This is a genomic window from Pseudomonas sp. EA_35y_Pfl2_R111, assembly GCF_963970955.1.
In the GTDB taxonomy this organism is placed as follows: domain Bacteria; phylum Pseudomonadota; class Gammaproteobacteria; order Pseudomonadales; family Pseudomonadaceae; genus Aquipseudomonas.
In genome coordinates this window covers 286,995-313,957 of sequence record NZ_CAXAOM010000002.1, presented here as the reverse complement: position 1 = coordinate 313,957, position 26,963 = coordinate 286,995, and the positions used below count along the sequence as shown (strand labels likewise).

Here is a 26,963-nt window from a genome sequence, read left to right as displayed (position 1 = left end):
GCAGGGAAGACCCCACACACGTAGCGGACACGCAGGATTAACCATGAAGAAAATTGCAGGCAGCGCCCTTGGGGTAGTTGTCGTTCTCGGCGCATTGAGCACCGCAGGCGCCTGGTATACCGGTCAGCAGCTTCCAGCGGTGCTGGAAACCTCGATTCAGCAAGCCAACCAGGATATGGGCAAAACCCTGCCGGCACTGGGCCTCAGCGCCACCATCGAGCTGGTTTCCCTGGAGCGTCAGCTGTTCAGCAGCAACGCGCGCTACCGCATTCAGTTTGCCGGCAGCCTGGATGGCGAATCGCCGAGCAACTTCGAGTGGTTCGTCACCGATCGCATCGAACATGGGCCATTCCCGCTTTCGCGATTGAAAACCCTCAAGCTGCTGCCCGTTATGGCCACCAGCAACTATGCGCTGGAACGCAGCCCGGAGCTGGAGAAGTGGTTCGCCGGCAGCCAGGGCGGTGCGCCGCTGCAGGGTCAGGTCAGCCTCGGTTATGACCGTTCGCTGAGCGGTAACCTGCGTGTGCAACCGTTGCAGATGACGCTGGATGATCAGACCCAGATCGATTTCAGCGGCCTGGAGATTGACTTCGACAGCAGCGCGAATGTCGAGAAGATCAGCGCCAGCGGCGTGATGGACAGCTTCAAGGTCACCTCAACCCTGTCTACCGATGAAAGCATGCGCCTTGAGTTCAAGGGCATGGACCTCACCAGCAACACCCGCAAGGGCATCAGCGATTTCTACCTGGGGCAGAACGAGGTGCGTCTGCAGCAGATCGAGCTGCAGATTGGCGAGAGCGCGCCAATCCTGTTCAAGGATATCGTCCAGCGCGATGAAACCAGCGAAGCCAACCAGCAGCTGTCGGCGCGTTACAGCTATGACGTCGGCATGATCAGCTACCAGGGTAATGACATCGGTTCCTCGCAGATGCTCTGGACCGTGAAGAACCTCGACGCGGTGGCTCTGCAGTCGATGATCGAGCTGTACGGCACGCTGCTGCAGAGCGGTAAGGTCGACAGTGAAAGCGGTATGCCGGAACTGACCGACGAGCAGACTGCGCTGTTCAAGAAATATCTGGAAAAGCTGCTGGCTGGCAAACCGGGTATGGCCCTGGAAAAACTCGCGTTCAAGACCGCCAACGGCGAGAGCAGCTTCAGCCTGGCGCTGGATTTGGACAAACCGGTGTCTTTCGATCTGCCAGCGCCAGAACTGACCAAACAACTGATCGCCCAGTTGGATGCCAAATTGCTGGTATCCAAAGCCATGATCGGTGATGTGGTCGGCGTTCAGGCCACGATTGCCGGTGAAATCGACAAGGAAGTGATTGCCCAGCAGGCGACTATGTTGAGTGAAATGGCCAGCGGTATGGCGCTGGCCAGCGAACTGGCCGTGCTGCAGGGCGAGGACATCAGCTCCAGCCTGCACTATGCCAACGATCAGGTGACCTTCAACGGCAAGCAGATGACCGTAGACCAGTTCGTGGCGCTGGCCATGAGCAGTGGCGGCGGTCTGGCTGGCATGGGCCATGAAGCCCCGGCCGATGAAGCGCTGTACGAAAGCGAGGGTCAAAGTACCGTGCAGTAACGTCTTTGGCGTAAACGGCGCAGCCAATGCGGCCAGATGACCTATAGGGCATCTGGCCGTTTTTGTTGGTGCCTAACGATCACCGCGCTCGTACTTATCCAGCGTATCGCTGGCGATCTGCCGACCGAGCATGATCAGTTCCGGCGCCTTGTAGAACTCGAAGAAACGGCACACCCGCTTGGGCACGTTGATCAGGATGTCCGGCGGGTAGCCGGCGATCTTGTACTGCGCCAGAGACGTTTGCATCACCTCGAAGCTCTGGTTGATCAGCTCCAGCAGCGAGGCGGGACCGCTGAGGTCGGCGACTCGCGAGCCGCTGGCGGATTTCGGTGCGGCGGCTTTATCCAGGCTGCCCCGGGCGTTCTGTTGCCAGGGGTTGATGGCTTCAGGTTGCAGTGGGCTGCTGTGATCTTCCAATAGAAGTAGCTCGTCGTCTTCGCCGGGTTTACGTTTGAACGAGGGTAGGCGTGAGCCGAGTGAAGTCATCAGAAGATCGAAACGTCCCTTGAGCGCCGGTGCGCGCTCGATGATAGGCAGTTCGTAGTGCTGCTGATGGGCCGAGTTTAGGTTGACCGCGACAATCAGATCGCAGTGCGCAGACACCACCGGAACGATGGGCAATGGGTTGAGCAAACCGCCATCGACCAGCATGCGCTTGCCTTGCACCACCGGGGTAAACAAGCTGGGAATTGCCGCTGAGGCGCGCATGGCCTGGTGCAGGCAGCCTTCCTGGAACCAGATTTCCTGCTGGTTGGTCAGGTCGGTGGCTACTGCGGTGAAGGGGATCGGCAGCTCTTCGATATTGATCTCGCCAACGATTTCGCGAATTTTGCCGAAGACCTTTTCCCCACGAATCGCCCCCAGGCGAAAGCTCACATCGAGCAGGCGCAGTACGTCCAGATAGTCTAGGCTCTGGGTCCATTCGCGGTACTCGTTGAGCTTGCCAGCGGCGTAAATCCCGCCGACCACCGCGCCCATGGAGCAGCCGGCAATGCAGGCGATTTCATAACCACGGGCTTCCAATTCCTCGATCACACCGATGTGCGCATAACCACGCGCACCACCGGAGCCCAATACCAGCGCAATGCGCTTACTCATTCTGAGCTTCCTCGTCACTATCAATGCAGCGAACATACGCGCCGTGCTGCGTGCCGCCAAGGCGCGACTTGTCAGTAATCCTGCGCAGTCGAGCATATGCGCAGTGGCTTGCTAGAGCGGTTACAGCGGTGCCGGCACTTTTCTCTGTTCTACGCGTCATACTGGCAGCATCGAAGCATCGTGAATATTGACGGCGATGCGTTGTGATGCCGAGTCATTTGTCTGTTTATTTGCAGGAGTTACCTGATGAAACTGTGGATCGTGTTGCCCATGTTGCTGTTGGTGCTGAGCGGTTGTGCGGGAAAAACCACCTATCGCAACAGTTGTGCCAATCAGCTGGATGCTGCCTGGCGTGAGCTGGACCTGGCGAAGGCCGAGGGCTTTGCTGGCACGGTGAGTTATTCCAAGGCGGTGTCGCTGATGACGGCGGCGAAAACCCAGCAGCAGTTCGAGGCTTACAAGGGCTGCACGGCAAAATCCGAGCGCGCGCGTTTCTATATCCGTGAGTCGCGAGCAGGCCGCTGATGCAACTGGATTTCAACGCACTCGAACCGCTCGAACGCTACCGTTGGCTGGCATCGACCATTACCCCTCGACCGATTGCCTGGGTTTCCAGCTTGTCGGCCGAGGGGGTCAGCAATCTGGCGCCTTTCAGCTTCTTCCAGGTGATCAGCGATGACCCGCCGACCCTGATGGTCAACGTCAACCACCGCGCTGATGGTGGCCTCAAGGACACCCTGCTGAATGTACAGGGCAGTGGCGAACTGGTGATTCAGTTGGTTTCCTTCGCCCAAGCCGAGGCGATGAATGCCAGCGCGGCAGTCCTGCCTTACGGCATCAGCGAGTTCGAACAGTGCGGTATCGCCAGCCTGCCTTCGCAGCGGGTAGCGCCGCCACGGGTCGCTGGAGCTGCGGTGGCTTTTGAGTGCAGGCTGGCGCAGATCCAGGCTTACCCCGCAGAAAAACCCAACTGCCATCTAATCTTCGCCGAGGTGCTGTTGGCGCATATCGACGATGCGGTGCTCAATGAGCAGGGCCGTATCGATGCGCACAAGCTCGATCTGGTCGGGCGTCTGGGCGGCATGGCCTATAGCCGTACCCGCGATACCTTTGAGATGCGCCGCCCTGGCTGATGCGCGTGGCTGCCTGCGGCCACGCCTAGCCGCACGAATCGGTGCAAAAGCGACCTCCGTTTAGCTATTAGCACCATGCACCAGCCTGCTGGCTTGTCGCCAGCATGGCTGTGCTCCTATGTTGCCAATCTTGAATGCAGACAGCGCAGGGCTGTCTTGTGGCCATTCGGTAGGAGGCGCTATGTGGACTGTGGTGCAGCGGCGGGTGGCCAGTTTGAGCACAGCGAGCAAACTGGCTTTGGGCTTTGGCATTGTTCTGGCGCTTACGGCGCTGGTGGCGGCCACTGGGTTCCTTGCGCTGCGCGATGTGAGTGCACGCTCGACCCTGCTGGAGCGCATGAGCGCGATCAATAGCCAGGTCATGCAGATCCGCCGCAGCGAGCAGGATTTCGTCCTCAGCGGCGACAAGCAGCACGCGACTCGGCTGCATGAGCGGGCGCAGCAGATTCTCGACGCCAGTGCTGCATTGCAGGCGCTGTTGCCGGACGCGGAGCGGGCCGGGCTGGATCAGGTGGCCGAGGCCATGATGGCCTATCGCGCTGCCTTTGATCGCTATGTCGAGCAAAGCGACAATATGCACCTGTCGCTGGAGGCCGCTACCTGGCTGGTAGTCAGCGCATCGAACAGCCTCGACTTGCTCAAGGACGGTCTGGCTGAAGACGGCGTTGATCTGCTCAAGAGCAGCCAGGGTCAGCAGGGCGGTGAGTCCGTGCTGCAGGCTGGGCAAATCAGTCAGGTGCATCAGTTACTGCTACGTGCGCTGGATCAGGCCCGCGTGCTGCTAGAGCAGAGTCGCAGCAGTGGCGAAGCGACTTCAACCCGTATTCAGGAAGCCGTCGACGCCCAGGCGTTAGCCGGTGAGCTGCGCGATGCCATGCAGGACCCCGGCTATGCGGCGGTGCTGGCTGAGGTGATCGGCAACGTCAACTCCTTCAATGACCGGCTTAACGAGTACACCGGATTGTTGCAGCAGCAAAAGCGCGAATACCAGAGCTTGGTGCAACAGGCCGAACGCATCCTCAGCCTGGTCGATCAAGCTTACGGACGCCAGAAAGCCAGCCTGTATGGGCAGCTGCAGGCCAGCACCGGGCTGATTGTGCTAGCCACGGTGTTGGCGTTGCTGATCGGTCTGCTGGCGACGCTGACTATTACGCTGTTGATCGTTCGGCCGTTGAAGCAGGTTATCGAACAGGCGCGGCGCATTGCCGATGGTGATCTCAGCGCACACATTGAGGTGCAGCGTGACGACGAAATCGGTCAGCTGCAAACGGCCATGCAGGTTATGTCCAGCAACTTGCGTGAGATGGTCGGGCGCCTGCAGAGCGGGGTGCTGCAGATTTCCGCGTCCGCACAGTCGCTGTCAGCCAGTACCGAGCAAACGCGTCTAGGGGTGAATGGGCAGAAGGTGGAAACCGACCAGGTCGCCACCGCGATGAGCGAAATGACTGCCACCGTGCACGAGGTGGCGCGCAATGCCGAGGCGGCAGCGTCTTCCACCGAGCAGGCCGATCGCCGGGTCAGCAGCGGCGTGGCCGTGGTGCAGCAGACCATTGGCCGGATCAACCAGTTGGCCAGTGCTATGCAAACCACTACCCAGAGCATTGAGCGGCTCAGCCAGGATACCCAGCGCATCGATTCGGTGCTGGATGTCATCAAGAGCGTTGCCGAGCAGACCAATCTGCTGGCACTCAATGCAGCTATCGAGGCGGCGCGGGCAGGCGAGCAGGGCCGCGGTTTTGCCGTGGTGGCTGATGAGGTGCGCGCGCTGGCGCGGCGCACTCAGCAGTCCACGGCGGAAATCGAAGGGTTGATCGCTACCCTGCGCGAGGGCACGAGGCGCTCCGTGGCGGATATGCATCAGAGTGATGTTCTGGTGACGCAAACAGTAGCGGATGCCAACCAGACCGAAGGTGCGTTGGCGCAAATCGCCGCTGCAGTAAGCCAGATTTCCGAGATGAATCAGCAGATTGCCGCGGCCGCCGAACAGCAGACAGCGGTGGCGGAGGAGATCAGCCGCAGCGTTACCTCGATTCGCGATATCGCCGATCAGTCCGCGCTGGCCATGGAAGAGTCCGCCAGCTCCAGTATTCAACTGGCCGAACTGGGCCGCGAGCTGCAGGGTATGGCTGGGCGCTTTCGGCTGTGAGTGCCTGCGATGTATGTCGCAGCTGAGGCAAAAGATTCGTGAGCAAAGGTTACTTTGCTCTTTGCCGACCCCGTGCGGCCCAGTAGCATCGATCCACTTGCATAAGGAGTGAGCGATGCGCACGAAATTAGATGCCTGCCTGGAATCGATCAATCAGGTGGTACTGGGCAAGGAACCGCAGGTTCGCCTGGCCATGACCTGTCTGCTGGCGCGCGGTCATTTGCTGATCGAGGATTTGCCCGGTATGGGTAAAACCACCCTCAGTCACGCTCTGGCCAAGGTGTTGGGCTTAAGCTTTCAGCGCATTCAGTTCACCTCCGATCTGCTGCCCGGCGACATTCTCGGCACCTCGGTGTTCGACAAGGACACCGGGCAATTTATCTTCCACCCAGGGCCGATTTTCGCCGAGCTGGTGCTGGCCGACGAGATCAACCGCGCCACGCCGAAAAGCCAGAGTGCGCTGCTTGAAGCCATGGAAGAGGGCCAGGTGACCATCGAAGGTGCAACTCGGCCGCTGCCCGAACCCTTCTTTGTAATCGCCACGCAGAACCCGGTCAGCCAGGGCGGCACCTTCGCCTTGCCCGAGTCTCAACTGGACCGCTTTCTGATGCGCCTGTCGCTCGGCTACCCCGGCAAGGCCGCAGAAAAAGCCTTGCTGTTGGGCGACTCGCGGCGCTCCTTGCTGCCCACTCTGCCAGCGCTGCTGGATCACGCTGAACTGGCGCTGGTGCAGGCGGAAATTCCCAAAGTGCGCGCCAGTGATGCCTTGATCGACTATGTGCTGCGCCTGGTCGATGCCACCCGCACCCAGCCGCAATTCGCCTGGGGCCTGTCGCCACGGGCCAGCCTGGCGCTGCTGGCGGCGGCGCGGGCCTGGGCCTTCCTTGCCGGGCGTGATTATGTGATTCCGGAAGATGTGCAGGCCGTGTTGCCTTCGGTGGTCGGCCATCGCCTGCGCGAGCGCGCAGATCCGGCCGGGCATGGCGCGGGCAGCCTGGTGCAGTGGTTGCTGCGTGAGGTGCCGGCGCTTTGATCGCCCAGCTCAGACCTCGCTGGAACCGCTGGCTGGCCCGGCGTATTCCGGCTGCTGCCAGCGTGCGGCTGAACCAGCGGCGGATCTTTATCATCCCCAGTCGGGTCGGCGCAGCCTTTATGCTGGCGCTGCTGTTGATGCTGCTTGCCGCGATCAATTACCAGAACAGCCTGGCTTACGGCCTGACCTTTCTGCTGGCCTCGGTGTTCGTCGTGGCCATTCTGCACACCTACCGCAACCTGGCCGGGTTGATCCTCAAGGCCGGCAGTGCGCCGGCGGTGTTTGTCGGCGAACCCGCCGGTTTTCGCGTGCGTCTGGAAAGCAGCCAGCGCCCCCATCAGGCCGTCAGCCTGGGTTGGCCTCCGGCCGAGTTGCAGACGCTGGATGTGCCGGCCGAAGGTGTGAGCGAGTGCCAGTTAAATTTGCCTGCGCTGCAGCGCGGCTGGCTGCGCCCCGGGCGTCTGCGCGTCGAGAGCCGTTTCCCATTGGGGATTCTGGTGGCCTGGAGCTGGGTCGATCTGGACCAACGCGTGCTGGTTTATCCACGACCTTTGCCCGGTGATCTGCCGCTGTCAGCTGGCGTCAGCGAGGATCAGGACGAGGAGGGCAGCCGGCCCCATGGCCAGGGAGTGGATGATTATCAGGGGCTGAAGACCTACCAGCCGGGTGATTCCAAACGCCGGCTGCACTGGAAAGCTTATTCCCGCGGCCAGGGTTTGCTTGTTAAGGACTTTGCCTCGATTACCGGGCGTGACCTGTACCTCGATTTCGAAGCATTGGCCGGTGATGCCGAAACCCGCCTGTCGCTGCTTTGCCACTGGGTATTGCAGTTGTCGGAGCGGCAGCATCCGTTTGCCCTGAGCCTGCCAGGCCAGGTATTAGGTGCTGATAGCGGTGAGCTGCACCGCGATGCCTGCCTGCGCGCCCTGGCGTTATTCGGGCGTGCGCCATGAGTCGGGTCAACGCGATTCCACGGATCAGCCTGACTTGGCTGCTAGTGGCGCAGGTGCTGGTGATCATTCCCCATCTGACGCATTTACCGCTGTGGATCATCGGCCTGTGGCTGGGCAGTGCGGCCTGGCGCATTCAGATCTTCCGCATGCGTGCGCGCTATCCGAATGCCTGGGCCAAGGGCGGATTGATGCTGGTAGCGGCGCTTGGGGTGTTTCTTTCCCGTGGCAGCTTGATCGGTTTGGATGCTGGGACAGTGCTATTGATAGCTGCATTTATCCTTAAATTTCTGGAGATGCGCAGCCGGCGTGATGCTTTATTGCTGATTTTTCTTGGCTTTTTTGTAGTGGTTACCGCCTATCTGTTCGATGACAGCATGTTGATAGCCTTCTACAGCTTGCTGCCAGTTACCGCCTTGCTCGCCGCGTTGATTGGCCTGCAGCAGAGCAGCCTGGCCGAGCAGCCCTGGCCAACCGCACGTCTGGCCGGCGGCTTGCTGCTGCAAGCGCTGCCGGTGATGCTGCTGCTGTTCGTATTTTTTCCGCGCATGAGCCCGTTGTGGTCGTTGCCGGTGTCCAATGGCATGGCCACCACTGGCCTGTCGGATAGCATGGCCCCGGCGGATATTGCCGACCTGAGCCGCTCTGCTGCCCTGGCGTTTCGTGCCAGTTTCAACGGCGAGACACCGCCGCGCAGTGAGTTGTATTGGCGCGCACTGACCCTAGACCGTTTCGATGGACGGCGTTGGTCACAGTCTGATTACGCCGAGTTTGGCCCGGGTGCGCAGTGGCAGAAGCAAGGCGATGCGCTGAGCTACAGCATCGTGATGCAGCCCAGTGGGCAGCGTTGGCTGTTTGCCCTGGACGTAGCGCAAACTTCGCTGGAGCAGACCCGGCAGATGAGCGATTTCCGTCTGCAGCGGCGCCAGCCCGTAGACCGGTCACTGATCTATCAGGCTACATCGTGGCCGCAGGCGCTACGCGAGCCGCAATTGCCCCAGGCAGCCAAGCGCCGTGCTTTGCAGTTGCCGGATCAAGGCGAACCGCGCAGTCGCGCCTGGGCCGAACAACTTAAGCGCGAGCATCCGCAGCCCAAGCAGTTAGTGCAGGCGCTGCTCAGTCATTTCAATCGCGAACCCTTTACCTACACCCTGCGCCCGTCAAGGTTGGGGTTAAACAATATCGATGACTTTCTGTTCGCGACTCGTAGAGGTTTCTGCGCCCACTATGCCGGGGCCATGACGTATGTGCTGCGTGCCGCAGGTATTCCTGCGAGGGTAGTGGCCGGTTATCAGGGCGGTGAATACAACCCGGCGGGCAACTACGTGCAGGTGCGCCAGTTCGATGCCCATGCCTGGGTTGAGTATTGGCAAGAGGGGCAGGGCTGGGTCAGTGTCGACCCGACCTTCCAGGTGGCGCCCGAACGGATAGAGATGGGCCTGGAGGAGGCGCTTGCAGATGAACAGAGTTTTTTGGAGGACTCGCTCTTCTCCCCACTGCGCTACCGCAATCTTATCTGGCTGAATGAGATGCGCCTGGCCTGGGACAATATCAATTACGGCTGGCAACGCTGGGTGCTGGGCTACCAGAGCCAGCAGCAGCTGGCGTTTCTTCAGCGTTGGCTGGGCCGCGTGGATGCGCAGTCGCTGGTGATTGGCCTGGTGGGTGGTGGGGCGTTGCTGCTCGGTTTGCTGTCGCTCTGGCTGTTTAAGCCCTGGCAGCGTGAGCGCGATGTGCAGCAGCGCTTGTTCCGCCGTTTCGAGGGCCTGCTGGCGCGTCATGGCGTGCCACGCAAGCCCGGCGAAGGGCCGCGTGACTACGCCGCGCGAGCAGCTCGGCAGATGCCAGCCCAGGCTGGGGCGATTGCCAATTTTGCGGCGACCTTCGAAGTGCAGCGTTATGCCGGGCAAGAACCTTCTGTTGCGCAGTTACGTCAGCATCTAAAGGCCCTTAAACGTGCGCTACCTTGGCGGCTTACTCGCTTGGAACCCTAGTACCGCGACCATTGGCCACTTGTGGCTAACCAATAAGCGCATAAGCTGGGGAGCGATTTCACAGGAGTGAGGCGATGCAAGGCTTGATTGATGAGGTGCCGCGACACGTACTGCGCATACAGATGCGTTTGTTTGCCTGTCGTGAACGTTTGCGAGCGGGCACCGACGATGAGGCTCTGCACGATCTGCGCATCGCCTTGCGCCAATTGCGCAGCCTGCTGCGGCCGCTGTCCTCGGTCGCAGTCTGTGAGGACTTGCAGCAGCGTGCGGTCGAGTTGGGCCGCTTGACCGGTCCGCTGCGCGACCTTGAGGTGCTGCAGGGCTATCTGCAACAGCAAGGGCTCGATAGCGCCGCGCAATCGCGCCTGCCTCTTTTGCAGCAGGGCTACCTGCAGCTGTTGGACAGTGCGCCGTTGGCACAACTGCTGAGCGCGCTGGATGACTGGCCGCAGCAGTGGCGCCAGGCTGCCAACAATGGGCAACTATGTGGCCTGCACAAGTTGATCAGGCGACGCTTGCGCAAGGACCGTAAACATCTGGTGCAAGCGCTGCTTGATCCCGCCCATGACCGTCACCGCCTGCGCTTGCTGGTCAAGCGCCTACGTTATGCCGCCGAGGCCTATCCGCAGCTGGCCGACTTGTCCGGGCGCACGGGCGTGCAGCTGAAACAGGCGCAGTCAGCGCTGGGCGATTGGCATGACCATTGGCAGTGGCTGCTGCGCGCGGAAGCCGAAGCGGATTTGCAGGCATGCGTGCCAACGTGGCGTGAAGCGATGCAGCGTGCCGAACAGCAGGCCGACCTAGCCCTGCAGGGATTGACCGCAGGTTTTGCTCGCAACAGCGGCTGAGTTGGCTGAAAAGTCGTTGTACCTTCGGCTTGTTTGGCCGAAATGTCGTGTCATCCATAGTCGCCTTTGCCCTAAGATCACCCGCATCTTCAGTGTTCGAGGTGGTTATGGGCTTTTCCGAATTACTCCAGGCGGTGCGCGACAACCCTCAGGCGGTGCTGATTCCCGCGCAGTGGGGGCAGGGCCGCGCCAGTTTTGGTGGCCTGGTGGCTGCGTTAGTGTACGAGGCTATGCGTGCTCAAGTCCCTAGCGGACGACCGCCGCGCTCTCTGGCGATTACCTTTGTCGGCCCTGCCGCGCCAGATGTGCCGGTGAGTTTTGAAGTGGACGTGCTGCGCGAAGGCAAGGCCGTCAGCCAGGTACTCGGCCGTGCGATACAGGACGGACAGGTGGTGACCCTGGTGCAGGGCAGCTTTGGTGCCGGGCGCGAGTCGCGCATCGCGGTACAGGCCGATCCCGCGCCGCAAGCCAAGGCGGTGGAGGATTGCCAGGAGCTACCGTATATCCCCGACGTTACCCCGGAATTCACGCGTTTTCTGGCCATGCGCTGGGCGTTTGGCGGCATGCCTTTTACCAACAATCCGTCACGCGAAATGGGCGGCTGGGTGCGCCTGCGTGATCAAGGCAGCGCCGAGCCGGCCAATGAAGCCCACCTGCTGGCCTTGGTTGATGCCTGGCCACCTGCGGTATTGCCACACCTGAGTGCGCCGGCGCCGGGCAGCTCGCTGACCTGGACCATCGAGTTCGTCCAGCCGATGAGCGCGCTGAGTACCCTGGACTGGTGCCTGTACCGCGCGCAGATCGAACACGCCCGTGATGGCTACGGCCATGTTGCAGCGGCGCTGTGGTCGCCGAGCGGTGAGTTGCTGGCGATCAGTCGGCAGACAGTGGCTGTGTTCGGTTAAACGTCCTGCGCCAGCTCTATAGCTTGAGCTGGCGAATCGCCTTGTTCAGCTCGCCAGCCAAGTTCGCTAAGTCGGTACTGGTAGTCGCCGACTGACCAGTCTGGCCGACGGTCTGTTCGGTCACATCGCGGATGCGGATCACCGCGCGGTTCATCTCTTCGGCCACCTGGCTCTGCTGTTCGGCCGCCACGGCGATCTGCGTATTACTTTCGCGCATAAGTGCCACGGATTCGGTGATGGCCGCCAGCGCCTGGCCGGCTTCACCGGCCTGCTTGACGCACTCATCGGCCTTGATCGAGCTGTCCTGCATAAAATCCACGGCATCGCGGGTGCCGCTTTGCAGGGTGTTGATCATCTGGGTGATGACGTCGGTGGACTCCTGCACACGCTTGGCCAGGTTGCGCACTTCATCGGCGACCACGGCAAAACCGCGGCCCATCTCACCGGCGCGGGCGGCTTCAATCGCTGCGTTCAACGCAAGCAGGTTGGTCTGCTCGGCGATGCCGTGAATCTCACTGACCACGCCGCCGATCTTCTGGCTGTCGACCGCCAGCTGTTCGATCATCTGTGCGGTTTGCTGCACGCCACTGGACAGCCCGGAAATCGACAGACTCACGCGGTTGACCGCCTGTTGGCCGCTGTGCGCAAGGTGCTCGGCGTTTTTTGACTGATCGCGGGTGTCGGCCGTGTGCTCGGCAATATGGTGCACGGTGGCGGACATTTCGTTGATCGCCGTGGCCGCCTGTTCGGTTTCGCTCTGCTGTTCGAGCATGCCCTTGCGCACATCCCGCATATTGCCAGCCAGGCGTTCGGCACCCTCATCCAGCTGCGCCGCCGACTGCGCGACGACGCCGACTACGCGTTGATAACCGGCCTGCATGGCGTTGAAGGCGCTGGCCATCTGGCCAACTTCATCTTTGCAGTCAAGCGGTACGCGGGCGCTGAGGTCACCGCTCTTCTCTACCTGCAGCATCACATCCTTGAGCGTGTTGAGATGGCTGAGCAGAAAGCGAATCAACAATTGCGAGGCCGCTAGCAACAGCAGCATCAACAGCGCGACGACCAAGGCATAGCTTGGCGCTCGGTCGAAAAATACCTCGGTCAGACTTGGCGCCGAAGCGGTGATGGCCAGGCGCTGACCGTCTTCACGGACTATGACTTCGGCGCCGATTAGCCCATCGCTGCCATTTAAATCGACCCAGCCGCGTGCGTTGGCCAGGGCGCTTCCCTGATTATCCGGTAGGCGTGGCGTCTGCCCGCTGGTAAAGCTCAGCAGATTGCCAACCTTCGGCAAGGCCCGCTCCTGCGGCCATTGGCTTAATAAGCGTGCCTGCTGCTGCACAGCCTGCTTGGCGGCGGCGTAGTGCCCCTGTTGTTCCAGGTGTAGCGCATAGAGCACCAGCAGCAGCGTAGTAAAGAAAGCTACGGCATTTACGGCCCAGAATTTGTACTTCAGGGAAAGATCGCTGATCCAATGGCCCATGCAGGTGTCTCTGTGTGAGGTGAAGAGTTGGCAAAGTGCCAGTAGTGTCGCTCAGCCTCACAGGGGATCTATTGATCCTTATCAACCGCACTGCGCTAATTGAACTAATTAGCTGGCCGCGCCCGTGAATGCAGGCAAGTTGAAGAAGGCCTGGGCCGTAGCGCTGGTATGGGCAGCCAGTACCTGTTCGGTTTCAGCGCGGTGCAGCGCCACTTCACGCAACACCTCAACCAGAAAGGCCGGCTCGTTACGGCCGCTCTTCGGTTTCGGCCGCAGGCTGCGCGGTAGCAGGAATGGCGCATCGCTTTCCAGCATCAGGCGGCCACGGGGGATTTCCTTGACCAATGGATGCAGATGGCTACCGCGGCGCTCATCGCAGATCCAGCCGGTAATGCCGATATGCAGGTCCATATCCAGGTAGTTGAACAGCGCGCGCTTTTCCCCGGTAAAGCAGTGAACTACGGCCGCCGGCAGCTGGTCGCGGAAATGCCGCAGGATCGCCAGCAGGCGCTCGTCGGCATCGCGCTCATGCAGGAACACCGGGAGTTGCAGCTCTACCGCCAGAGCCAACTGCTGCTCCAGCACCTGCTCTTGTTGCGGCCTCGGTGAGAAGTCGCGATTGAAGTCCAGCCCGCATTCGCCCACCGCGCGCACCCTGGGATCGGCCAGCAGGGCCTTGAGCTGCGCATGGCTGTCGCTGTTCCAGCTGCTGGCGTCGTGGGGGTGAATGCCGGCCGTGCTGAACAGATGCTCGGCGTTGTCATCCAGCTGCCGGCACAGCTCCAGGGCGTGCTCACTTTCCGTCAGGCTGGTGCCGGTCAGCAGCATTTGCTGGATACCCGCTGCATAAGCGCGAGCGAGGAGTGCTTCGCGTTGTTCGGCAAAGCTTGGGTGAGTCAGATTGACGCCGATGTCGATGAGTTGCATGGTGCTACCTGCTGAATTGATTGAGCAGCATAGCAGAGCTTTTTTAATAGATTAAAAGTCAATAAATACAGCTAGTTAAAGCCTATACGTGATGTTGAGTGTGATTGCTGGCTGGCATCCGTAGGCGGGCTGTGCGAACCTCCGCGCCCCGCGCGAGGGGTCAGTTGTCCTGTATGCAGCCTGTTCAGACGAGCCGCTGCACTGATCTATCGGTCGATTCTGCCCTGGAGCCTTGATGTTGCGAGTGCTGCTCACCTGCTGCCTATTGCTGCTGCCCTGCGCAGCGGTGGCGCGCGTGGCTGGTCCGCTGGAAGTCGAGCAGCCCAAGGCCGCCCGCGACCTGGCGAGCATTCGCAGCAGTGGTGAGTTGCGCGTGCTGGTCAACCAGAGCCGCAATAGTTCGGGTGAGGTCAAAGGCCAGAGCATTGGCGTCGAGTACCAGCGCATGCGCGCCTTCGAGCAGTACCTCAACCGCAATTCGCGCGATGGGCGTACCCTTAAACTGAAAGTTATTCCCAGGGCTAAGGATCAACTACTAGCTGCCTTGCAGCGCGGTGAAGGTGATCTGGTCGCCCCCGGTGAGCTGCTGAATATGCCACGCGCTAGCAACCTCAGCGCCAGCGCAGCGATCCGCAGCAATGTGCCGCTGATCATCGTCGCCAAACAGGGTAACCGCCGTTACCAGAACCTCGAACAGCTCTCCGGGCGCAGTTTGGCCTTGCCTGCGGGTAGCGTGGCAGGTGATGCGGTGAGGGCCGTCAACCAGCGGCTGATCGATAGCAAGCGTTCGCCGATTATTGTCGAGTGGGTTGATCCGACTCTGGCGGTCGAGGATGTGCTGGAAATGGTCCAGGCCGGCATCTTCAGTGTCACAGCGGTCGAACAGCCGATTGCCGAGCGCTGGTCGAAAGTAATGCCCAAGCTCCGTCTGGACCGCCATCTGCAATTGGCCAGTGACGGTGATATGCGTTGGTATATACGGCGCGACACGCCAATGCTCGGCGCAAGTATCGACCGCTTTCTCAAAGGTTACCGTGACCCGGCGGATCAGGATGCGGCCTTCCAGCGTGTCTACCGGCGTCTGTACAAGGTGCATTACCCGTTGGGCCGCACCGAGCGTCAGCGCCTGGAAAAGGTTCGTCCGGTGCTGCAGCGTTATGCCACTCAGCATGATTTCGATTGGCTGGCCCTGGCTGCCGTAGCCTTCAAGGAGTCGACCCTCAACCCGGCTGCGCGCGGCGCCGGTGGCGCCACCGGGCTGATGCAGATCACCCCGGCGGCCGCGCGCAGCGTTGGCGTGAGCAATATCGGCGTGCTGGATAACAATGTGCAGGCCAGCGCCAAGTACCTGGCAATGATTCGTCGCAATTACTTCAACAGCCCGCAGCTCAACGAGCGCGAGCGCATGGCCTTTATTCTGGCCGGTTACAACATGGGCCCGCAGCGAGTCCAGAGCCTGCGGGCAGAAGCGCGCAGGCGCGGCCTGAACCCCAACCAGTGGTTCTTTCAGGTGGAGCGGGTGGCGATGGAGCAGATGGGCATGGGCGTGGTCAGCTATGTGAATAGCGTGAATAAGTACTACCTTGCTTATGACCGCGAGCGCTATCTGCTGGAGCCCTAGCGCGCAGGTTGAGAATGTCGATTAATTAATTTATTCGATATTTTAAAGCGATTTTATTCGCTTTAATTATTGGTTAATTGGTTTAATCTTCGCGCCATCAACTCCCCACTACAAGGACTGCTGCACATGAACGCTCTGATCAAATCTGTTGTTGCAACTCAAGCTGGCTATGGCCTGACCGTGCTGCGCATCATCGCCGGCATCACCTTTGCCGCCCACGGCGCGCAGAAGCTGTTTGGCTGGTTTGGCGGTTACGGCCTGGAAGGCGTAGGCCAGTGGATGGAAAGCATCGGCCTGGCGCCGGGCTACTTGTTGGCACTGATGGCCGGTAGCGCCGAGTTCTTTGGTGGTATTGCCTTGATCATCGGTCTGCTGGCGCGCCCAGCTGCAGCCGTGCTGGCGCTGACCATGGTGGTGGCGATTGCTACAGTGCACCTGGCCAACGGCTTCTTTATGAGCAACAACGGTTATGAGTTTGCCCTGGCCCTGCTGGCGATCAGCGTCGCGATCCTGATTGAAGGTGCTGGCAAGCTGTCGCTGGACAAGCGCATCGCCGGTTAAGCGACTCTGCAGCAGCCAGTAAAAAGCCCACTTCGGTGGGCTTTTTACGTTTCAGGGTTTGGCCTTGTTCTGCGTCGCCAGCTGTTCGGCGGCTTCCAGGCGCAGTTGTTCGCGCTCATCGAAGTTCTCTGCGGCCAGTTGGGCGATGGCCGCGCGTTTGTCGCTGGCGCTCATGCCGGGATTGTTTTCGATGGCGGCTTTTTCCGTGCTGTATTGGGCGATGCGTTTTTTCCAGGTTTGCCGCTGCTGATCGAGCACTTCGAGGCGCTGGGTCGCTTCTGCACCGACCAGTTGCTGGCGCAGCTGGCGGATCTGTTCCGGCTTTGCGCCGGCGGCCTGCAGTTGCGCTGTTTGCTGGCGAAGCTCGTTCTGCAATTGCGGCAGCACCGTGTCCTGCATCTCGGCGGGCAGGCTGTCGCGCAGCTGGTCGATGGCGGCGGCTTTGCCGGCATCGTCCAGCTGGCTGTTATGCAGAATCGCCAGGCGCTGCAGGGTGAACTGGTTGTAGGCCTCTTCACGGGCAAAAAAAGCTTGCTGCGTTTGGCTATCGAAAATCCGCGCGCGCAGCGCCTGTACGGCTGCCTCGCGTTGACGCAAGGCATCCAGATTGGCCATTTGCGGCAAGTCGCGCTCAAGCAGCACCAGCTCACGCTTGTAGTCGATGTATTGATTGAGCAGGGCCAGAGCCTGTTCGCGGGCATTGGCCGGCAGCTGCGCGGCGATATAGGCGCGCAGTCGCTCGACGCTGGTACGCAGTGGTTCTTCACCGGCTGCGGCAAGGAAATAATCGAAGATCCGCCGGATGTCTTCGCTGATCAGCAGATTGCCATTGGCATCCAGGCGAAAGATCCCATCCACCTTGGTGCCGTCGAATGAGGCAGGCAGGGTTTGCAATGGTTCTGCCTTAATATTTGCGCTGTTTTGCTCTTGTATGGCCGACGACGTGTCAATGCGTTGTACCGGCTGTGGCGTATCGCCGCCAACCTGCGTGGGAATATCCACGGGTTGCAGGTATAGCGCGAGAACCAGGCAGACGGCGAATAATGGCGGGCACAGCAGCAGAAGTTTTTTCACAGGCACTCTTCAGACAGGACGACACGACGGGCAGAAGCGCCAGGGGCTGCAAAAGCGCCCCTGGCGAAGCTGTTACAGGCCGTCGTTTTTCAGGCGATTAGCATGCTGGCGATAGACCGTGACCGGGTCGGTTTCGAACAGGCTGGTCAGGCCCAGGGTCTGATTGACCTCGTCGAGGTGGTTCATCCGGTAGTTATCGCGGATCACCTTGCCCATGCGCGAGCTGCAGCGGCCGACCAGGCCATCGTTGGCTTCGCCTTTGAAGGTCAGCGCGGTGGCGCCCAACAGCAGGTCGCTCGGATCGATGATATTGGTCACCGGGCTGGTGCCGCTCCAGGAATAGTAACGCACGCCATTCACGCTGTAGGCGCCTTCACCGCAGGCGGTGGTCGGAATGCCCTGCGGGAACTTGGCGTTGAAGCGCGCCGCGCCCTGGCTGTTGAGTGACTCCAGAGAGCCCAGCGCGTTTTGCGGGCTGGTGCTGGAACTGCCGGAGAGGAAGTTGATCAGCGTGCCGAGGCCATTGACGATGCCGGCCAGCAAGGTTTCACCGGCCGAGCCTGGTGGCACCTGACGGATAAAGTCGGCAGTTGCCGAGCCTTTATGCGGCGCACCGACGCTGGTGGCTGAAGCAATCAGGTTGGGGCTGACAGCGGCGACATAGCGAATGGTCGGCCCACCATGGCTATGGCCAATCAGATTGACCTTGGGCTTGCCGCTGATGGCGACGATGTCTTCCACCTGGGCCAGCAGCTCTTCGCCGCGTGCTTCCGAGGTGTTCAGCTGGCTGACTTCAGTGATGTACACACTGGCGCCGTCGCGGCGAAGCGCTGCAGGGATGCCATACCAGTAATCGACACCAAGGAGGCTGTCGAAGCCGAGCATGCCGTGGGCCAGTACGACTGGGTATTTGGTCTGGGTGTAGCCAGAGGAGCCGAACCAGAAGGCGTGGGTGTTGCCGGAAGCCAGCAAGCCGGCGCCCAGGCAAAGGGCGAGCAGGGTTTTATTGTTGTTCATTGGTGCTCTCGCTAGGGTTTATCGGGCAGTTCAAGGCACTCCTTGCAGCCAAAACGCCCATCCCGTGGCGTATACATCAGCCCAGGGGTATTGGCAGAAAGCATGCCATTCTGGCAAAACCAGCTTGCAGGGCTCTGCCACGGGCGCTGTAGCGCAGACGTGTTTAGCTCTGCAATTGCGTGCTGGCGTGTGGTTGTTACGGGGTGAAACGGCGCACGGCCGGATACAGGCCCCATACAGCGGGTCGGCTGCCTGTATGCACGAGGTGAAAAGGCAGGTTGGCCGAGTGAATCGTAATGCCACCAGTCAAAGGTTGGGGTGGTTGTGAAGGGCCGCAGACTCGCGCCTTGACAGCTTTGCGCGGGCTTCTCTAGGATGCCGACCCATGCGCCGATTTAAACAGCTACTTGCGGGGCGCCGGGTTACCTGCTGATTGCAGCGCCCTGAGAAGCACTCTTCGGATGCTTTGAAATTCCGCTAAAGCGCTGGTTCGGTGTCGCCTCTCACCGCTGCCCAGCGGACTTAATGAGGCGGAGACATATCGATGCACTGTCCCCAACCGCTTATTCGCCTGGCCCCAATCACATCCGGGCTGACCCTGCACAATCCAAAAATCCTCCTGGGTGGCAGCCATCAGCCGACCCTGTTGCGCTACCTCGACGGCTGGCCCAAGCGCTGGCCAGGGCCGCGTACCTTCCTGATCAACTTTGTGCATGACGGCGAATCCCTGGCGCGCTTTGCCAGTAATCACTTCGATATGGCGGTGATCCAGGCACCAACGACCGCGCAGTTGGAAGAGACCGTGCGCCAGCTAACGCGCGTGGCCAAGCAGGGACTGATCACCCGGCGTTGAGCGAACCGCACAACGGCTTGGCCAAAGCCAGTGCCGATCCGCTAGGCTCAAACGATATTGTCAGGGAGTGGGCTATGTTCGAATCCGCCGAGATCGGCCGCAGCATTGATAAAGAGACCTTTGAGGCTGAGGCGCCAGCGCTGCGCGAAGCGCTGCTGGAGGCGCAGTACGAGTTGCAGCAGCAAGGGCGTTTTGCCGTGCTTGTCCTGATCAATGGCATTGAAGGTGCGGGCAAGGGCGAGACGGTCAAACTGCTCAACGAGTGGATGGACGCGCGGCTGATTCAGGTCAACACCTTCGACCAGCAAACCGACGAGGAATTGGCGCGACCGCCGGCCTGGCGCTACTGGCGGCAACTGCCGCCCAAGGGGCGTATCGGTATCTTCTTCGGCAACTGGTACAGCCAGATGCTGCAGGGGCGAGTGCACGGGCGGATCAAGAACGCCGTGCTCGACCAGGCTATCGACACCACCCTGGGCCTGGAGCGCATGCTCTGCGACGAAGGCACACTAATCTTCAAGTTCTGGTTTCATCTGTCCAAACAGCAGATGAAAGCGCGTCTTAAATCGCTGCAGGATGATCCGCTGCACAGCTGGCGGATAAGTCCGCTGGACTGGCAACAGTCGAAAACCTACGACAAATTCGTGCGCGTGGGTGAGCGTGTGTTGCGCCGTACCAGTCGCGATTACGCGCCCTGGTATGTCGTTGAAGGCGTCGATGAGCATTACCGCAGTCTGACGGTCGGGCGCATTCTGCTCGAGGGCCTGCAAGCCGCGCTGAAGACGCAGAGCCGGCCGTTACCACACCCGCATGCCGCGCCGCTGACCTCCAGTCTGGATGAGCGTGGCTTGATTGACAGCCTGGACATGACCCAGGCCTTGGACAAGGACAGCTACAACGAACAATTGGTGGTTGAGCAGGCGCGACTGTCCAGCCTGATGCGCGATAAACGCATGCGTCGTCATTCTCTGGTTGCGGTATTCGAGGGCAATGATGCGGCAGGCAAGGGCGGGGCGATTCGCCGGGTGATCGGTGCGCTTGATCCGCGCCAGTACCGCATCGTTCCGGTTGCCGCGCCGACCGAAGAGGAGCGCGCGCAGCCCTATCTGTGGCGCTTCTGGCGGCACATTCCACCGCGTGGCAAATTCACCGTGTTTGATCGCTCCTGGTATGGCCGGGTGCTGGTGGAGCGGGTTGAGGGCTTCTGCGGTCCCGGCGACTGGCTGCGCGCTTATGGCGAGATCAATGATTTCGAAGAGCAGCTCAGCGAAGCCGGCGTGGTGCTGGTGAAGTTCTGGTTGTCGATCGATCAGCAGACCCAGCTGGAGCGTTTCAAGGCGCGCGAGCAGATCCCCTTTAAACGCTTCAAAATCACCGAAGAAGACTGGCGCAACCGCGACAAGTGGCCGCTGTACCGCGATGCGGTGGGCGATATGGTTGACCGCACCAGCACGCAAATTGCGCCTTGGACGCTAGTGGAAGCCAATGACAAACGCTTTGCCCGGATCAAGGTGCTGCGCACCATCAATGAGGCCCTGGAGGCCGCGTTCGGCAAAGACTGAGTAACTGTTTGACATGTGTAACAGGATGGTCGCGCATACGGCTGATGAATGATCATCGCTGAGTGAGATTGTCCGGCTTTATTCTTGTTGGCAACTCAACCCAATAACAATGAGGTGCGACATGCGTGAAGTGGTGATCGTTGACAGCGTACGGACTGGTTTGGCCAAGTCCTTCCGTGGCAAGTTCAATCTGACCCGTCCAGACGACATGGCGGCTCATTGCGTCAATGCACTGCTGGCGCGTACCGGTATCGATCCAGCGTTGGTGGATGACTGCATCGTCGGTGCAGGCTCCAATGAAGGCGCCCAGGGCATGAACATCGGTCGCAACGTGGCGGTGTTGTCCGGTCTGGGCACCAACGTGGCCGGCATGACCCTCAACCGTTTCTGCTCCTCGGGCTTGCAGGCCATCGCGATTGCCGCCAACCAAGTGGCATCCGGCTGCAGCGATGTGGTCGTGGCTGGCGGCGTCGAGTCGATCACCATGACTCTGAAAAGCATGAATACCGACAACCTGTTCAACCCCATCCTGCAAAAAGATGTACCGGGTATCTATTACCCCATGGGGCAGACCGCTGAGATCGTCGCCCGCCGTTACAACGTCAGTCGCGAAGCCCAGGACGCCTACGCCCTGCAAAGCCAGCAGCGCACCGCGCGGGCGCAGGCCGAAGGCCTGTTCGACGATGAAATCGCACCGATGCAGGTCAAGTATCAAGTTGAAGACAAAGCCACCGGCGAGAAGAGCATCGTTGAGGGTGTGGTTGATCGTGATGACTGCAACCGTGCTGACACCACGTTAGAAAGCCTGGCTGCACTCAAACCGGTGTTTGCGGACGATGGTTCGGTTACTGCCGGCAACGCTTCGCAGCTTTCCGACGGCGCATCCATGACCTTGGTCATGAGCCTGGAGAAAGCCATCGAGCTGGGCCTCAAGCCGCTGGCATTCTTCCGCGGTTTTACCGTCGCCGGCTGCGAACCGGACGAGATGGGCATCGGCCCGGTGTTCTCGGTGCCCAAGTTACTCAAGGCCAAGGGCCTGAGTGTTGCCGATATCGACCTGTGGGAACTCAACGAAGCCTTTGCTTCGCAGTGCCTGTATGCCCGTGATCGTCTAGAAATCGACAACGCCAAGTACAACGTCAATGGCGGCTCGATTTCCATCGGTCACCCGTTCGGCATGACCGGCTCGCGCCAGGTTGGTCACTTGGTGCGTGAACTGCAGCGTCGCAACTTGAGATACGGCATCGTCACCATGTGTGTGGGCGGCGGCATGGGCGCTACCGGATTGTTTGAAGCAGTACGCTGATCAGGCTTCGGTAAACCACAGCCAATAAAAAACCGCGAGCAATCGCGGTTTTTTATTGGCTGTGGTTTACGCTCTAGAAAGCGCGGCTTTCGATGATTTCGTTTGCTTGGATCATTCGGCGGATATAGAAGGCGATCTCGCGCTCGGCATCCGTTCGGTTGAAATAGGGGCCTTCCAGCGTGCCCTCACGGGTGGAGAAGAAGTACTGGCCGTTGACCGCGCTAACGCGTTCACTGCGGTAGTGGGTGCCGGGGTTATGGTCGATATGGCGTTGGCCGAACATAGATGAACCTCCCGCAAAATGAGCTGCTGAATTCAGTCTAAACGGCGATGTCCGAGCTGCAGAATTTAACGACAAATGGTCGTTTTTGCCGAAATTCGGCATGGTTTTCTCGTTTTTTATATTTTTTGACGCCAGACGGCTGTCTTGATGCTGTTAAGCCATCGGTACAGTTTTCTTAAATAGCTGCGCTTGGCTGTGGCTGTGCCGGTTAGTGGTGGCAACCTAGAATGTGTCGTCGCTTCAACCTGCATCGGGCAAAGGTTGCGGTGCCGGTAGCGAGGCGTTTATGCATATTTCTTCTGGTCGCTGGCTCTACGGTCTGTTTCTCGCGCTGCTGACCGCCGTGCTGTGGGGCGTGCTGCCGATCAAACTCAAGGAAGTGCTGCAGGTCATGGATCCGGTCACGGTGACCTGGTTTCGCCTGTTGGTTTCCGGTTCCATCCTGCTGGCCTACCTGGCGGCCAGTAACCGGCTGCCGAGATTTCGCCCGCTGGGCAAGAAGGGCGCCTGGCTTCTGCTGCTGGCGATAGCCGGGTTGACCGCCAACTATGTGTTGTATCTGGTTGGCCTTAACTTGCTTAGCCCCGGCACTACCCAATTGGTGATTCAGGTGGCGCCGATTCTGTTGTTGATCAGCAGCATCTTTATCTTTCGCGAGCGTTTCAGCCTCAGCCAGGGGCTGGGTTTGCTGGTGCTGGTAATCGGCTTTGCCTTGTTCTTCAATCAGCGCCTGGATGAGCTGCTGACCTCACTGACGGCTTACACCACAGGAGTGTTGATCGTGCTGTCGGCGGCATTTGTCTGGGCCTTTTATGGCCTGGCGCAGAAACAGCTCCTGACTGTATGGAACTCGCTGCAGGTAATGATGGTGATCTACCTGGCCTGCGCCGCGTTGCTGACGCCCTGGGCGCAGCCGCTGCAGGCTCTGGAGTTGAGTCAGCTGCAGGGCTGGCTGCTGTTTGCTTGCTGCCTGAACACCCTGGTGGCCTATGGCGCGTTTGCCGAGGCGCTGGCGCATTGGGAAGCTTCACGGGTCAGTGCGGCGCTGGCGATTACTCCGCTGGTGACTTTCGCTTCGGTGGCCCTGGCCGCCAGCTGGTGGCCTGACCATGTACAGCCCGAGCAGATCAACTGGTTGGCCTATGGCGGTGCGGTGCTGGTGGTGCTGGGCTCGGCGCTGACGGCGCTGGGGCCTTCATTGCTGGCTGGTTGGCGCGCCCGCAAGGCGCGCATGGGCGCGTTGGCTTGATAAGGCCTAGGCGCGCACGCCGAGGGCCTCGGCGCGGCGTAACCAACTCTGGCGCTGTTCTTCGCTGGAGGGGCGTACTGGGGCGAACTCGGCCAGGCGGCGGGTTTTGATGCCGCTGAAGCCGAGGATGGTACGGGTCATCTGCCTGTGTCCGGGGGCGCCGTAGATCCAACGGAAGTACCAGGGCGGCGTATCCATGGTCACCAGCAGGTCCGCGGTGCGCCCAGTCAGCAGCTTGTCCCAGAGTTGCGAGCGGTTGCGGTACTTGAAGGCGAAGCCGGGCAGAAAGGTGCGGTCGAAGAAACCTTTGAGCAGCGCGGGAATGCCGCCCCACCAGACCGGATAGACGAACACGAGATGCTCAGCCCAGTGGATCTGCCGCTGCGCTTCCAGCAGGTCCGGTTCCAGGGTCTGGCTTTGCTCGTAGCCATCGCGCAGCACCGGGTCGTAGCTCATTTCACCCAGCTTCAGCTGGCGTACTACGTGGCCCTTGCTGCGTGCGCCCTGGGCATAGGCTTCGCCGAGGGCATGGCAGAAACTGCTGTTTTTCGGCGTGCCGAGAATCATCAGGATGCGTTTGCCGTCACCCTCCAGTGGCGTTGCGCCGCTTTTTGCCGCTTCACTCATGTTGACCCGCCTCCAGCATATTTTCAGGGCGCACCCAGGCGTCGAATTGTTCATTGCTCAGGTGGCCCAGCTGCAGCGCTGCTTCGCGCAGGGTGGTGCCATCCTGATAGGCCTGCTTGGCGATCTGTGCGGCTTTGTCGTAGCCGATGTGCGGGTTTAGGGCGGTTACCAGCATCAAACCACGCTCCAGGTGTTCGGCCATTTTTGTCGCATCGGGTTGTAGCCCAGAAACGCAATGCTGTTGGAAGTTATGGCAGCCGTCCGCGAGCAAACGTATCGATTGCAGCAGGTTGTGAATAATTACCGGTTTGAACACGTTGAGCTGCAGATGGCCCTGACTCGCGGCGAACGCAATCGTGGTGTCGTTCCCGAGAACCTGGCAGGCCAGCATCGACAGCGCCTCGCATTGGGTCGGGTTGACCTTGCCGGGCATGATCGAGCTGCCCGGCTCATTGGCCGGCAAACGCACTTCGGCAAAGCCTGCGCGCGGGCCGGAGCCCAGTAAACGCAGGTCGTTGGCAAGCTTCATAAGGGCGACCGCCAGGGTTTTCAACGCGCCTGATAAAGCAACCAACGGCTCGTGTCCGGATAGAGCGGCAAATTTGTTCGGTGCGCTGACCAAGGGCAGGCCACTCAAGGCGGCCAGTTCGGCGGCCATGGCATCGGCAAAACCTTGCGGTGAGTTCAAGCCGGTACCCACGGCGGTGCCACCCTGGGCCAGTTCGCAGACTGCAGGCAGAGCGGCCTGGATGGTGCGCTCGGCATAACCCAGCTGCGCGACAAAGGCTGACAGCTCCTGGCCGAAGGTCATCGGCGTGGCGTCCATCATATGCGTGCGACCCGTCTTCAGCAGGCGCGCATGGCGCTCGGCCTGTTCCTGTAAACCGTCACGTAGTTCGCGCACGGCAGGCAGCAGTTGCTGTTGCACGGCCTGTGCGGCAGCGATATGCATAGCGGTGGGGAAGCTGTCGTTGGAGCTTTGCGCGCGATTGACATGATCGTTGGGATGCACCGGCGTCTTGCCGCCACGGCCGTTGCCGGCTAGCTCATTGGCGCGCCCGGCGATCACTTCATTGACGTTCATATTGCTTTGCGTGCCGCTGCCGGTCTGCCAGACCACCAGGGGGAACTGCTCATCATGCTGGCCGGCCAGTACTTCATTGGCTGCCTGCTCGATCAATCGGGCGATGTCTGCAGGCAGTTCGCCGATGCGCTGATTGACCCGTGCGGCAGCCTTCTTGATCAGCGCCAGGGCATGCACCACCGATAAAGGCATGCGCTCCTGGCCGATAGCGAAGTTGACCAGCGAGCGCTGAGTCTGTGCACCCCAATACGCCTCATCGTGTACTTCGATCGGGCCCAGGCTGTCGGTTTCAGTGCGGCTCATGATGGCTCTCCTCAATGTTGTGCATGCGGCAAATAACCTCCCAGGTCAGCGCTTGCTGGTCGAGAGTATTTGAGCTTAGGCGGCGCTGCATCAGTAGAGGTTCAACATCGGTGGTCGATTACCAGCGGGCGCGGGTCTCGCCGAGCCAGCCAAGCGCGTTGTTGACCGGTACGCACTCACCTTCCGGGCCACGTAGAACACCCTCGAAGTGCCCAAACCACTGCTGCGTATCTGCATAGAACGGCCCGAGCCGGCGACAAGCCTGGTGGCGCTGGCGTGGGGTGAATATCAGCTGCACAGCATCATCCGGGCTGCGCAGCTGCCAGGGTGCCAGCGGATTGTGCGGTGCCTGGGTGATGGTGATCGGCGTATCCAGGTGCTGCAGTTCGCCACCAAACCACAGCGTGTTTTCTGACAGGCCGCTGTGGTCGGTCCAGCCGGAGCCGAAGTTGCCTGCGATACCACCAGGTGCGGCGAAGGCGGCGCGGGTCCAGTGGCTATTAAGTGGCCAGACGCCACGGCCGAAATCCAGCGAGGCAAAGCTTTGCCCGGTGACGCAGCTGTATTGCTGCTTGCCCAGCTGCACGCTGCCACTGCAGGGCAGACCCAGCTGGCGGCTGGTGGCGTGAAAGCTATGCGGGCCGAGCGGGGCGACCAGGTTGACTGAGTCGAGGTGGGACGGGCGTTGAATATCCAGGGCTACCTGCAGCGGTTGTCCGCCAATATCTGGCGCATTGATGGTGATGCGCGTGCGCCCGGTGTGTTCAGCCACGCGCAGTTGCAGGCGTGGGTGGTTGAATTCGTGGCTGGCTTGCGGCTGATCTGGCAGGTCGCAGCCACGGCCGAACAGGCGGTACTGGCTGTAGGCGACGGCTTGGCCGCTTTGCAGATCAAGGAAGTAGGCGGCGGCATAACCCAGGTAGTCGAGGTCGGCCTGGGTAAACGAGAGCATCCACTGCGGGGTGGTAATGCACCAATGGTTCCAGCGTTTGCGCCGGCCGAAGTGCCCGGGTATGGCGCAATCGATCATGGGCCTGGGTGACCAGCCGATGGCCTGCGGGTTAAGCAGCCCGTGGCTATCGCATAGCGCGATGGCGGCGAGAGGCTCTGGATGAGTGAAACTGTTCATCGACACGTCCATGTGTGTGCTGGCGCTTCGCTTTGTGAGCATTGGCGCGCTGAAGCAGAAGATGGCTTATCTCGTCGAGCATGCACAGGCATTAGCCTGCTCGGCAAGTGCTGGCATTTTGGACTTTAAGCACGCAGTGCGCCAGTGCACAGTTGTAGCGTGAGTTGATCGACGCTCTTGCTTACTTGAGTG

At 60.5% G+C, this 26,963-nt stretch carries 24 protein-coding genes and 3 pseudogenes; 17 read left to right on the top strand and 10 right to left on the bottom strand.

Annotated elements, in window-relative coordinates:
• The first annotated feature begins 43 nt into the window (after window positions 1–43).
• Window positions 44–1,585, top strand: a complete 1,542-nt coding sequence (locus AACY25_RS10010; RefSeq protein WP_339524250.1) for a YdgA family protein — start codon at window positions 44–46, stop codon at window positions 1,583–1,585.
• Between the two features lie 72 nt (window positions 1,586–1,657).
• Here AACY25_RS10010 and AACY25_RS10005 read toward each other — a convergent pair whose 3' ends face one another.
• Window positions 1,658–2,683, bottom strand: a complete 1,026-nt coding sequence (locus tag AACY25_RS10005) for a patatin-like phospholipase family protein (protein WP_339524249.1) — start codon at window positions 2,681–2,683, stop codon at window positions 1,658–1,660.
• Window positions 2,684–2,929: 246 nt separating this feature from the next.
• Between AACY25_RS10005 and AACY25_RS10000 the strand changes: the two genes are divergently transcribed.
• The 9 genes and pseudogenes from AACY25_RS10000 to AACY25_RS09965 all read left to right on the top strand — a co-directional run bounded on the left by AACY25_RS10000 (window position 2,930) and on the right by AACY25_RS09965 (window position 11,692).
• Window positions 2,930–3,208, top strand: coding sequence for a hypothetical protein (locus AACY25_RS10000; RefSeq protein WP_339410981.1), 279 nt, complete (start codon window positions 2,930–2,932; stop codon window positions 3,206–3,208).
• Complete coding sequence (locus AACY25_RS09995) at window positions 3,208–3,816, top strand: flavin reductase family protein (RefSeq protein WP_339524247.1); 609 nt, start codon at window positions 3,208–3,210, stop codon at window positions 3,814–3,816. Before AACY25_RS10000 ends, AACY25_RS09995 begins: the two co-directional genes overlap by 1 nt.
• A gap of 118 nt (window positions 3,817–3,934) precedes the next feature.
• Window positions 3,935–5,107: pseudogene (locus tag AACY25_RS21010) on the top strand (HAMP domain-containing protein); the annotation flags it as partial.
• Between the two features lie 315 nt (window positions 5,108–5,422).
• Window positions 5,423–5,834, top strand: a pseudogene (locus tag AACY25_RS21005) (methyl-accepting chemotaxis protein); the annotation flags it as partial.
• A 243-nt stretch (window positions 5,835–6,077) separates the two neighbouring features.
• A complete protein-coding gene (locus AACY25_RS09985) occupies window positions 6,078–6,995 on the top strand; it encodes an AAA family ATPase (protein ID WP_339524245.1) in 918 nt (305 codons plus the stop codon).
• Window positions 6,992–7,948 carry a DUF58 domain-containing protein gene (locus AACY25_RS09980; protein WP_339524243.1) on the top strand — a complete coding sequence of 319 codons (957 nt, stop codon included), beginning with the start codon at window positions 6,992–6,994 and terminating at the stop codon, window positions 7,946–7,948. Before AACY25_RS09985 ends, AACY25_RS09980 begins: the two co-directional genes overlap by 4 nt.
• Window positions 7,945–9,939: a transglutaminase TgpA family protein gene (locus tag AACY25_RS09975; protein WP_339524241.1), complete on the top strand. Its 1,995-nt coding sequence runs from the start codon at window positions 7,945–7,947 to the stop codon at window positions 9,937–9,939. Before AACY25_RS09980 ends, AACY25_RS09975 begins: the two co-directional genes overlap by 4 nt.
• Before the next feature lie 74 nt (window positions 9,940–10,013).
• A complete protein-coding gene (locus AACY25_RS09970) occupies window positions 10,014–10,787 on the top strand; it encodes a CHAD domain-containing protein (protein WP_339524239.1) in 774 nt (257 codons plus the stop codon).
• 107 nt (window positions 10,788–10,894) lie between these two features.
• On the top strand, window positions 10,895–11,692 hold the full coding sequence (locus AACY25_RS09965) for an acyl-CoA thioesterase (protein ID WP_339524237.1): 798 nt from the start codon (window positions 10,895–10,897) through the stop codon (window positions 11,690–11,692).
• 16 nt (window positions 11,693–11,708) lie between these two features.
• Here the strand turns inward: AACY25_RS09965 and AACY25_RS21000 are convergent, their stop codons facing one another.
• The 3 genes and pseudogenes from AACY25_RS21000 to AACY25_RS09955 form a co-directional block, all read right to left on the bottom strand.
• The gene (locus AACY25_RS21000) at window positions 11,709–12,464 is read right to left on the bottom strand and encodes a methyl-accepting chemotaxis protein (protein ID WP_445262147.1); all 756 of its coding nucleotides are present in this window, start codon (window positions 12,462–12,464) and stop codon (window positions 11,709–11,711) included.
• Window positions 12,465–12,578: 114 nt separating this feature from the next.
• Window positions 12,579–12,740: pseudogene (locus AACY25_RS20995) on the bottom strand (HAMP domain-containing protein); the annotation flags it as partial.
• A gap of 543 nt (window positions 12,741–13,283) precedes the next feature.
• A complete protein-coding gene (locus tag AACY25_RS09955) occupies window positions 13,284–14,102 on the bottom strand; it encodes a TatD family hydrolase (RefSeq protein ID WP_339524233.1) in 819 nt (272 codons plus the stop codon).
• A 235-nt stretch (window positions 14,103–14,337) separates the two neighbouring features.
• Here AACY25_RS09955 and AACY25_RS09950 point away from each other — a divergent pair, with 235 nt between their 5' ends.
• Together AACY25_RS09950 and AACY25_RS09945 are read left to right on the top strand one after the other, a co-directional pair.
• Window positions 14,338–15,723 carry a transglycosylase SLT domain-containing protein gene (locus AACY25_RS09950; protein WP_339410999.1) on the top strand — a complete coding sequence of 462 codons (1,386 nt, stop codon included), beginning with the start codon at window positions 14,338–14,340 and terminating at the stop codon, window positions 15,721–15,723.
• Window positions 15,724–15,849: 126 nt separating this feature from the next.
• Complete coding sequence (locus tag AACY25_RS09945) at window positions 15,850–16,284, top strand: DoxX family protein (protein WP_304863699.1); 435 nt, start codon at window positions 15,850–15,852, stop codon at window positions 16,282–16,284.
• A 51-nt stretch (window positions 16,285–16,335) separates the two neighbouring features.
• On the opposite strand, the gene AACY25_RS09940 is transcribed toward AACY25_RS09945, so the two are convergent.
• Window positions 16,336–17,358 carry a lipase secretion chaperone gene (locus AACY25_RS09940; protein WP_339524231.1) on the bottom strand — a complete coding sequence of 341 codons (1,023 nt, stop codon included), beginning with the start codon at window positions 17,356–17,358 and terminating at the stop codon, window positions 16,336–16,338.
• Window positions 17,359–17,430: 72 nt separating this feature from the next.
• Window positions 17,431–18,375 (bottom strand): triacylglycerol lipase, encoded by a 945-nt coding sequence (locus AACY25_RS09935; protein ID WP_339524229.1) that lies wholly within the window; start codon window positions 18,373–18,375, stop codon window positions 17,431–17,433.
• Window positions 18,376–18,919: 544 nt separating this feature from the next.
• On the opposite strand from AACY25_RS09935, the gene AACY25_RS09930 reads away from it, so the two are divergent.
• The 3 genes from AACY25_RS09930 (at window position 18,920) to AACY25_RS09920 (ending at window position 22,096) form a co-directional block, all read left to right on the top strand.
• On the top strand, window positions 18,920–19,228 hold the full coding sequence (locus tag AACY25_RS09930; protein WP_339524227.1) for a class I SAM-dependent methyltransferase: 309 nt from the start codon (window positions 18,920–18,922) through the stop codon (window positions 19,226–19,228).
• A 74-nt stretch (window positions 19,229–19,302) separates the two neighbouring features.
• Window positions 19,303–20,790, top strand: coding sequence for a polyphosphate:AMP phosphotransferase (gene pap, locus AACY25_RS09925; protein ID WP_339524225.1), 1,488 nt, complete (start codon window positions 19,303–19,305; stop codon window positions 20,788–20,790).
• A gap of 121 nt (window positions 20,791–20,911) precedes the next feature.
• A complete protein-coding gene (locus AACY25_RS09920; RefSeq protein WP_339524223.1) occupies window positions 20,912–22,096 on the top strand; it encodes a thiolase family protein in 1,185 nt (394 codons plus the stop codon).
• A gap of 73 nt (window positions 22,097–22,169) precedes the next feature.
• Here the strand turns inward: AACY25_RS09920 and AACY25_RS09915 are convergent, their stop codons facing one another.
• Window positions 22,170–22,379, bottom strand: coding sequence for a DUF6316 family protein (locus AACY25_RS09915; protein WP_339411010.1), 210 nt, complete (start codon window positions 22,377–22,379; stop codon window positions 22,170–22,172).
• Between the two features lie 286 nt (window positions 22,380–22,665).
• On the opposite strand from AACY25_RS09915, the gene AACY25_RS09910 reads away from it, so the two are divergent.
• Window positions 22,666–23,628, top strand: coding sequence for a DMT family transporter (locus tag AACY25_RS09910; RefSeq protein ID WP_339524222.1), 963 nt, complete (start codon window positions 22,666–22,668; stop codon window positions 23,626–23,628).
• Window positions 23,629–23,634: 6 nt separating this feature from the next.
• On the opposite strand, the gene AACY25_RS09905 is transcribed toward AACY25_RS09910, so the two are convergent.
• The 3 genes from AACY25_RS09905 to AACY25_RS09895 all read right to left on the bottom strand — a co-directional run bounded on the left by AACY25_RS09905 (window position 23,635) and on the right by AACY25_RS09895 (window position 26,771).
• Window positions 23,635–24,255 (bottom strand): NAD(P)H-dependent oxidoreductase, encoded by a 621-nt coding sequence (locus AACY25_RS09905; RefSeq protein ID WP_304863674.1) that lies wholly within the window; start codon window positions 24,253–24,255, stop codon window positions 23,635–23,637.
• On the bottom strand, window positions 24,248–25,642 hold the full coding sequence (locus tag AACY25_RS09900; protein ID WP_339524221.1) for a class II fumarate hydratase: 1,395 nt from the start codon (window positions 25,640–25,642) through the stop codon (window positions 24,248–24,250). The genes AACY25_RS09905 and AACY25_RS09900 overlap by 8 nt, the downstream gene beginning before the upstream one ends.
• A gap of 118 nt (window positions 25,643–25,760) precedes the next feature.
• Window positions 25,761–26,771, bottom strand: a complete 1,011-nt coding sequence (locus tag AACY25_RS09895) for a DUF2804 domain-containing protein (protein ID WP_339524220.1) — start codon at window positions 26,769–26,771, stop codon at window positions 25,761–25,763.
• Between AACY25_RS09895 and AACY25_RS09890 the strand changes: the two genes are divergently transcribed.
• Window positions 26,758–26,934, top strand: coding sequence for a hypothetical protein (locus tag AACY25_RS09890; protein ID WP_339411016.1), 177 nt, complete (start codon window positions 26,758–26,760; stop codon window positions 26,932–26,934). The two genes, AACY25_RS09895 and AACY25_RS09890, sit on opposite strands and share 14 nt — an antisense overlap.
• Window positions 26,935–26,963: the final 29 nt, after the last annotated feature.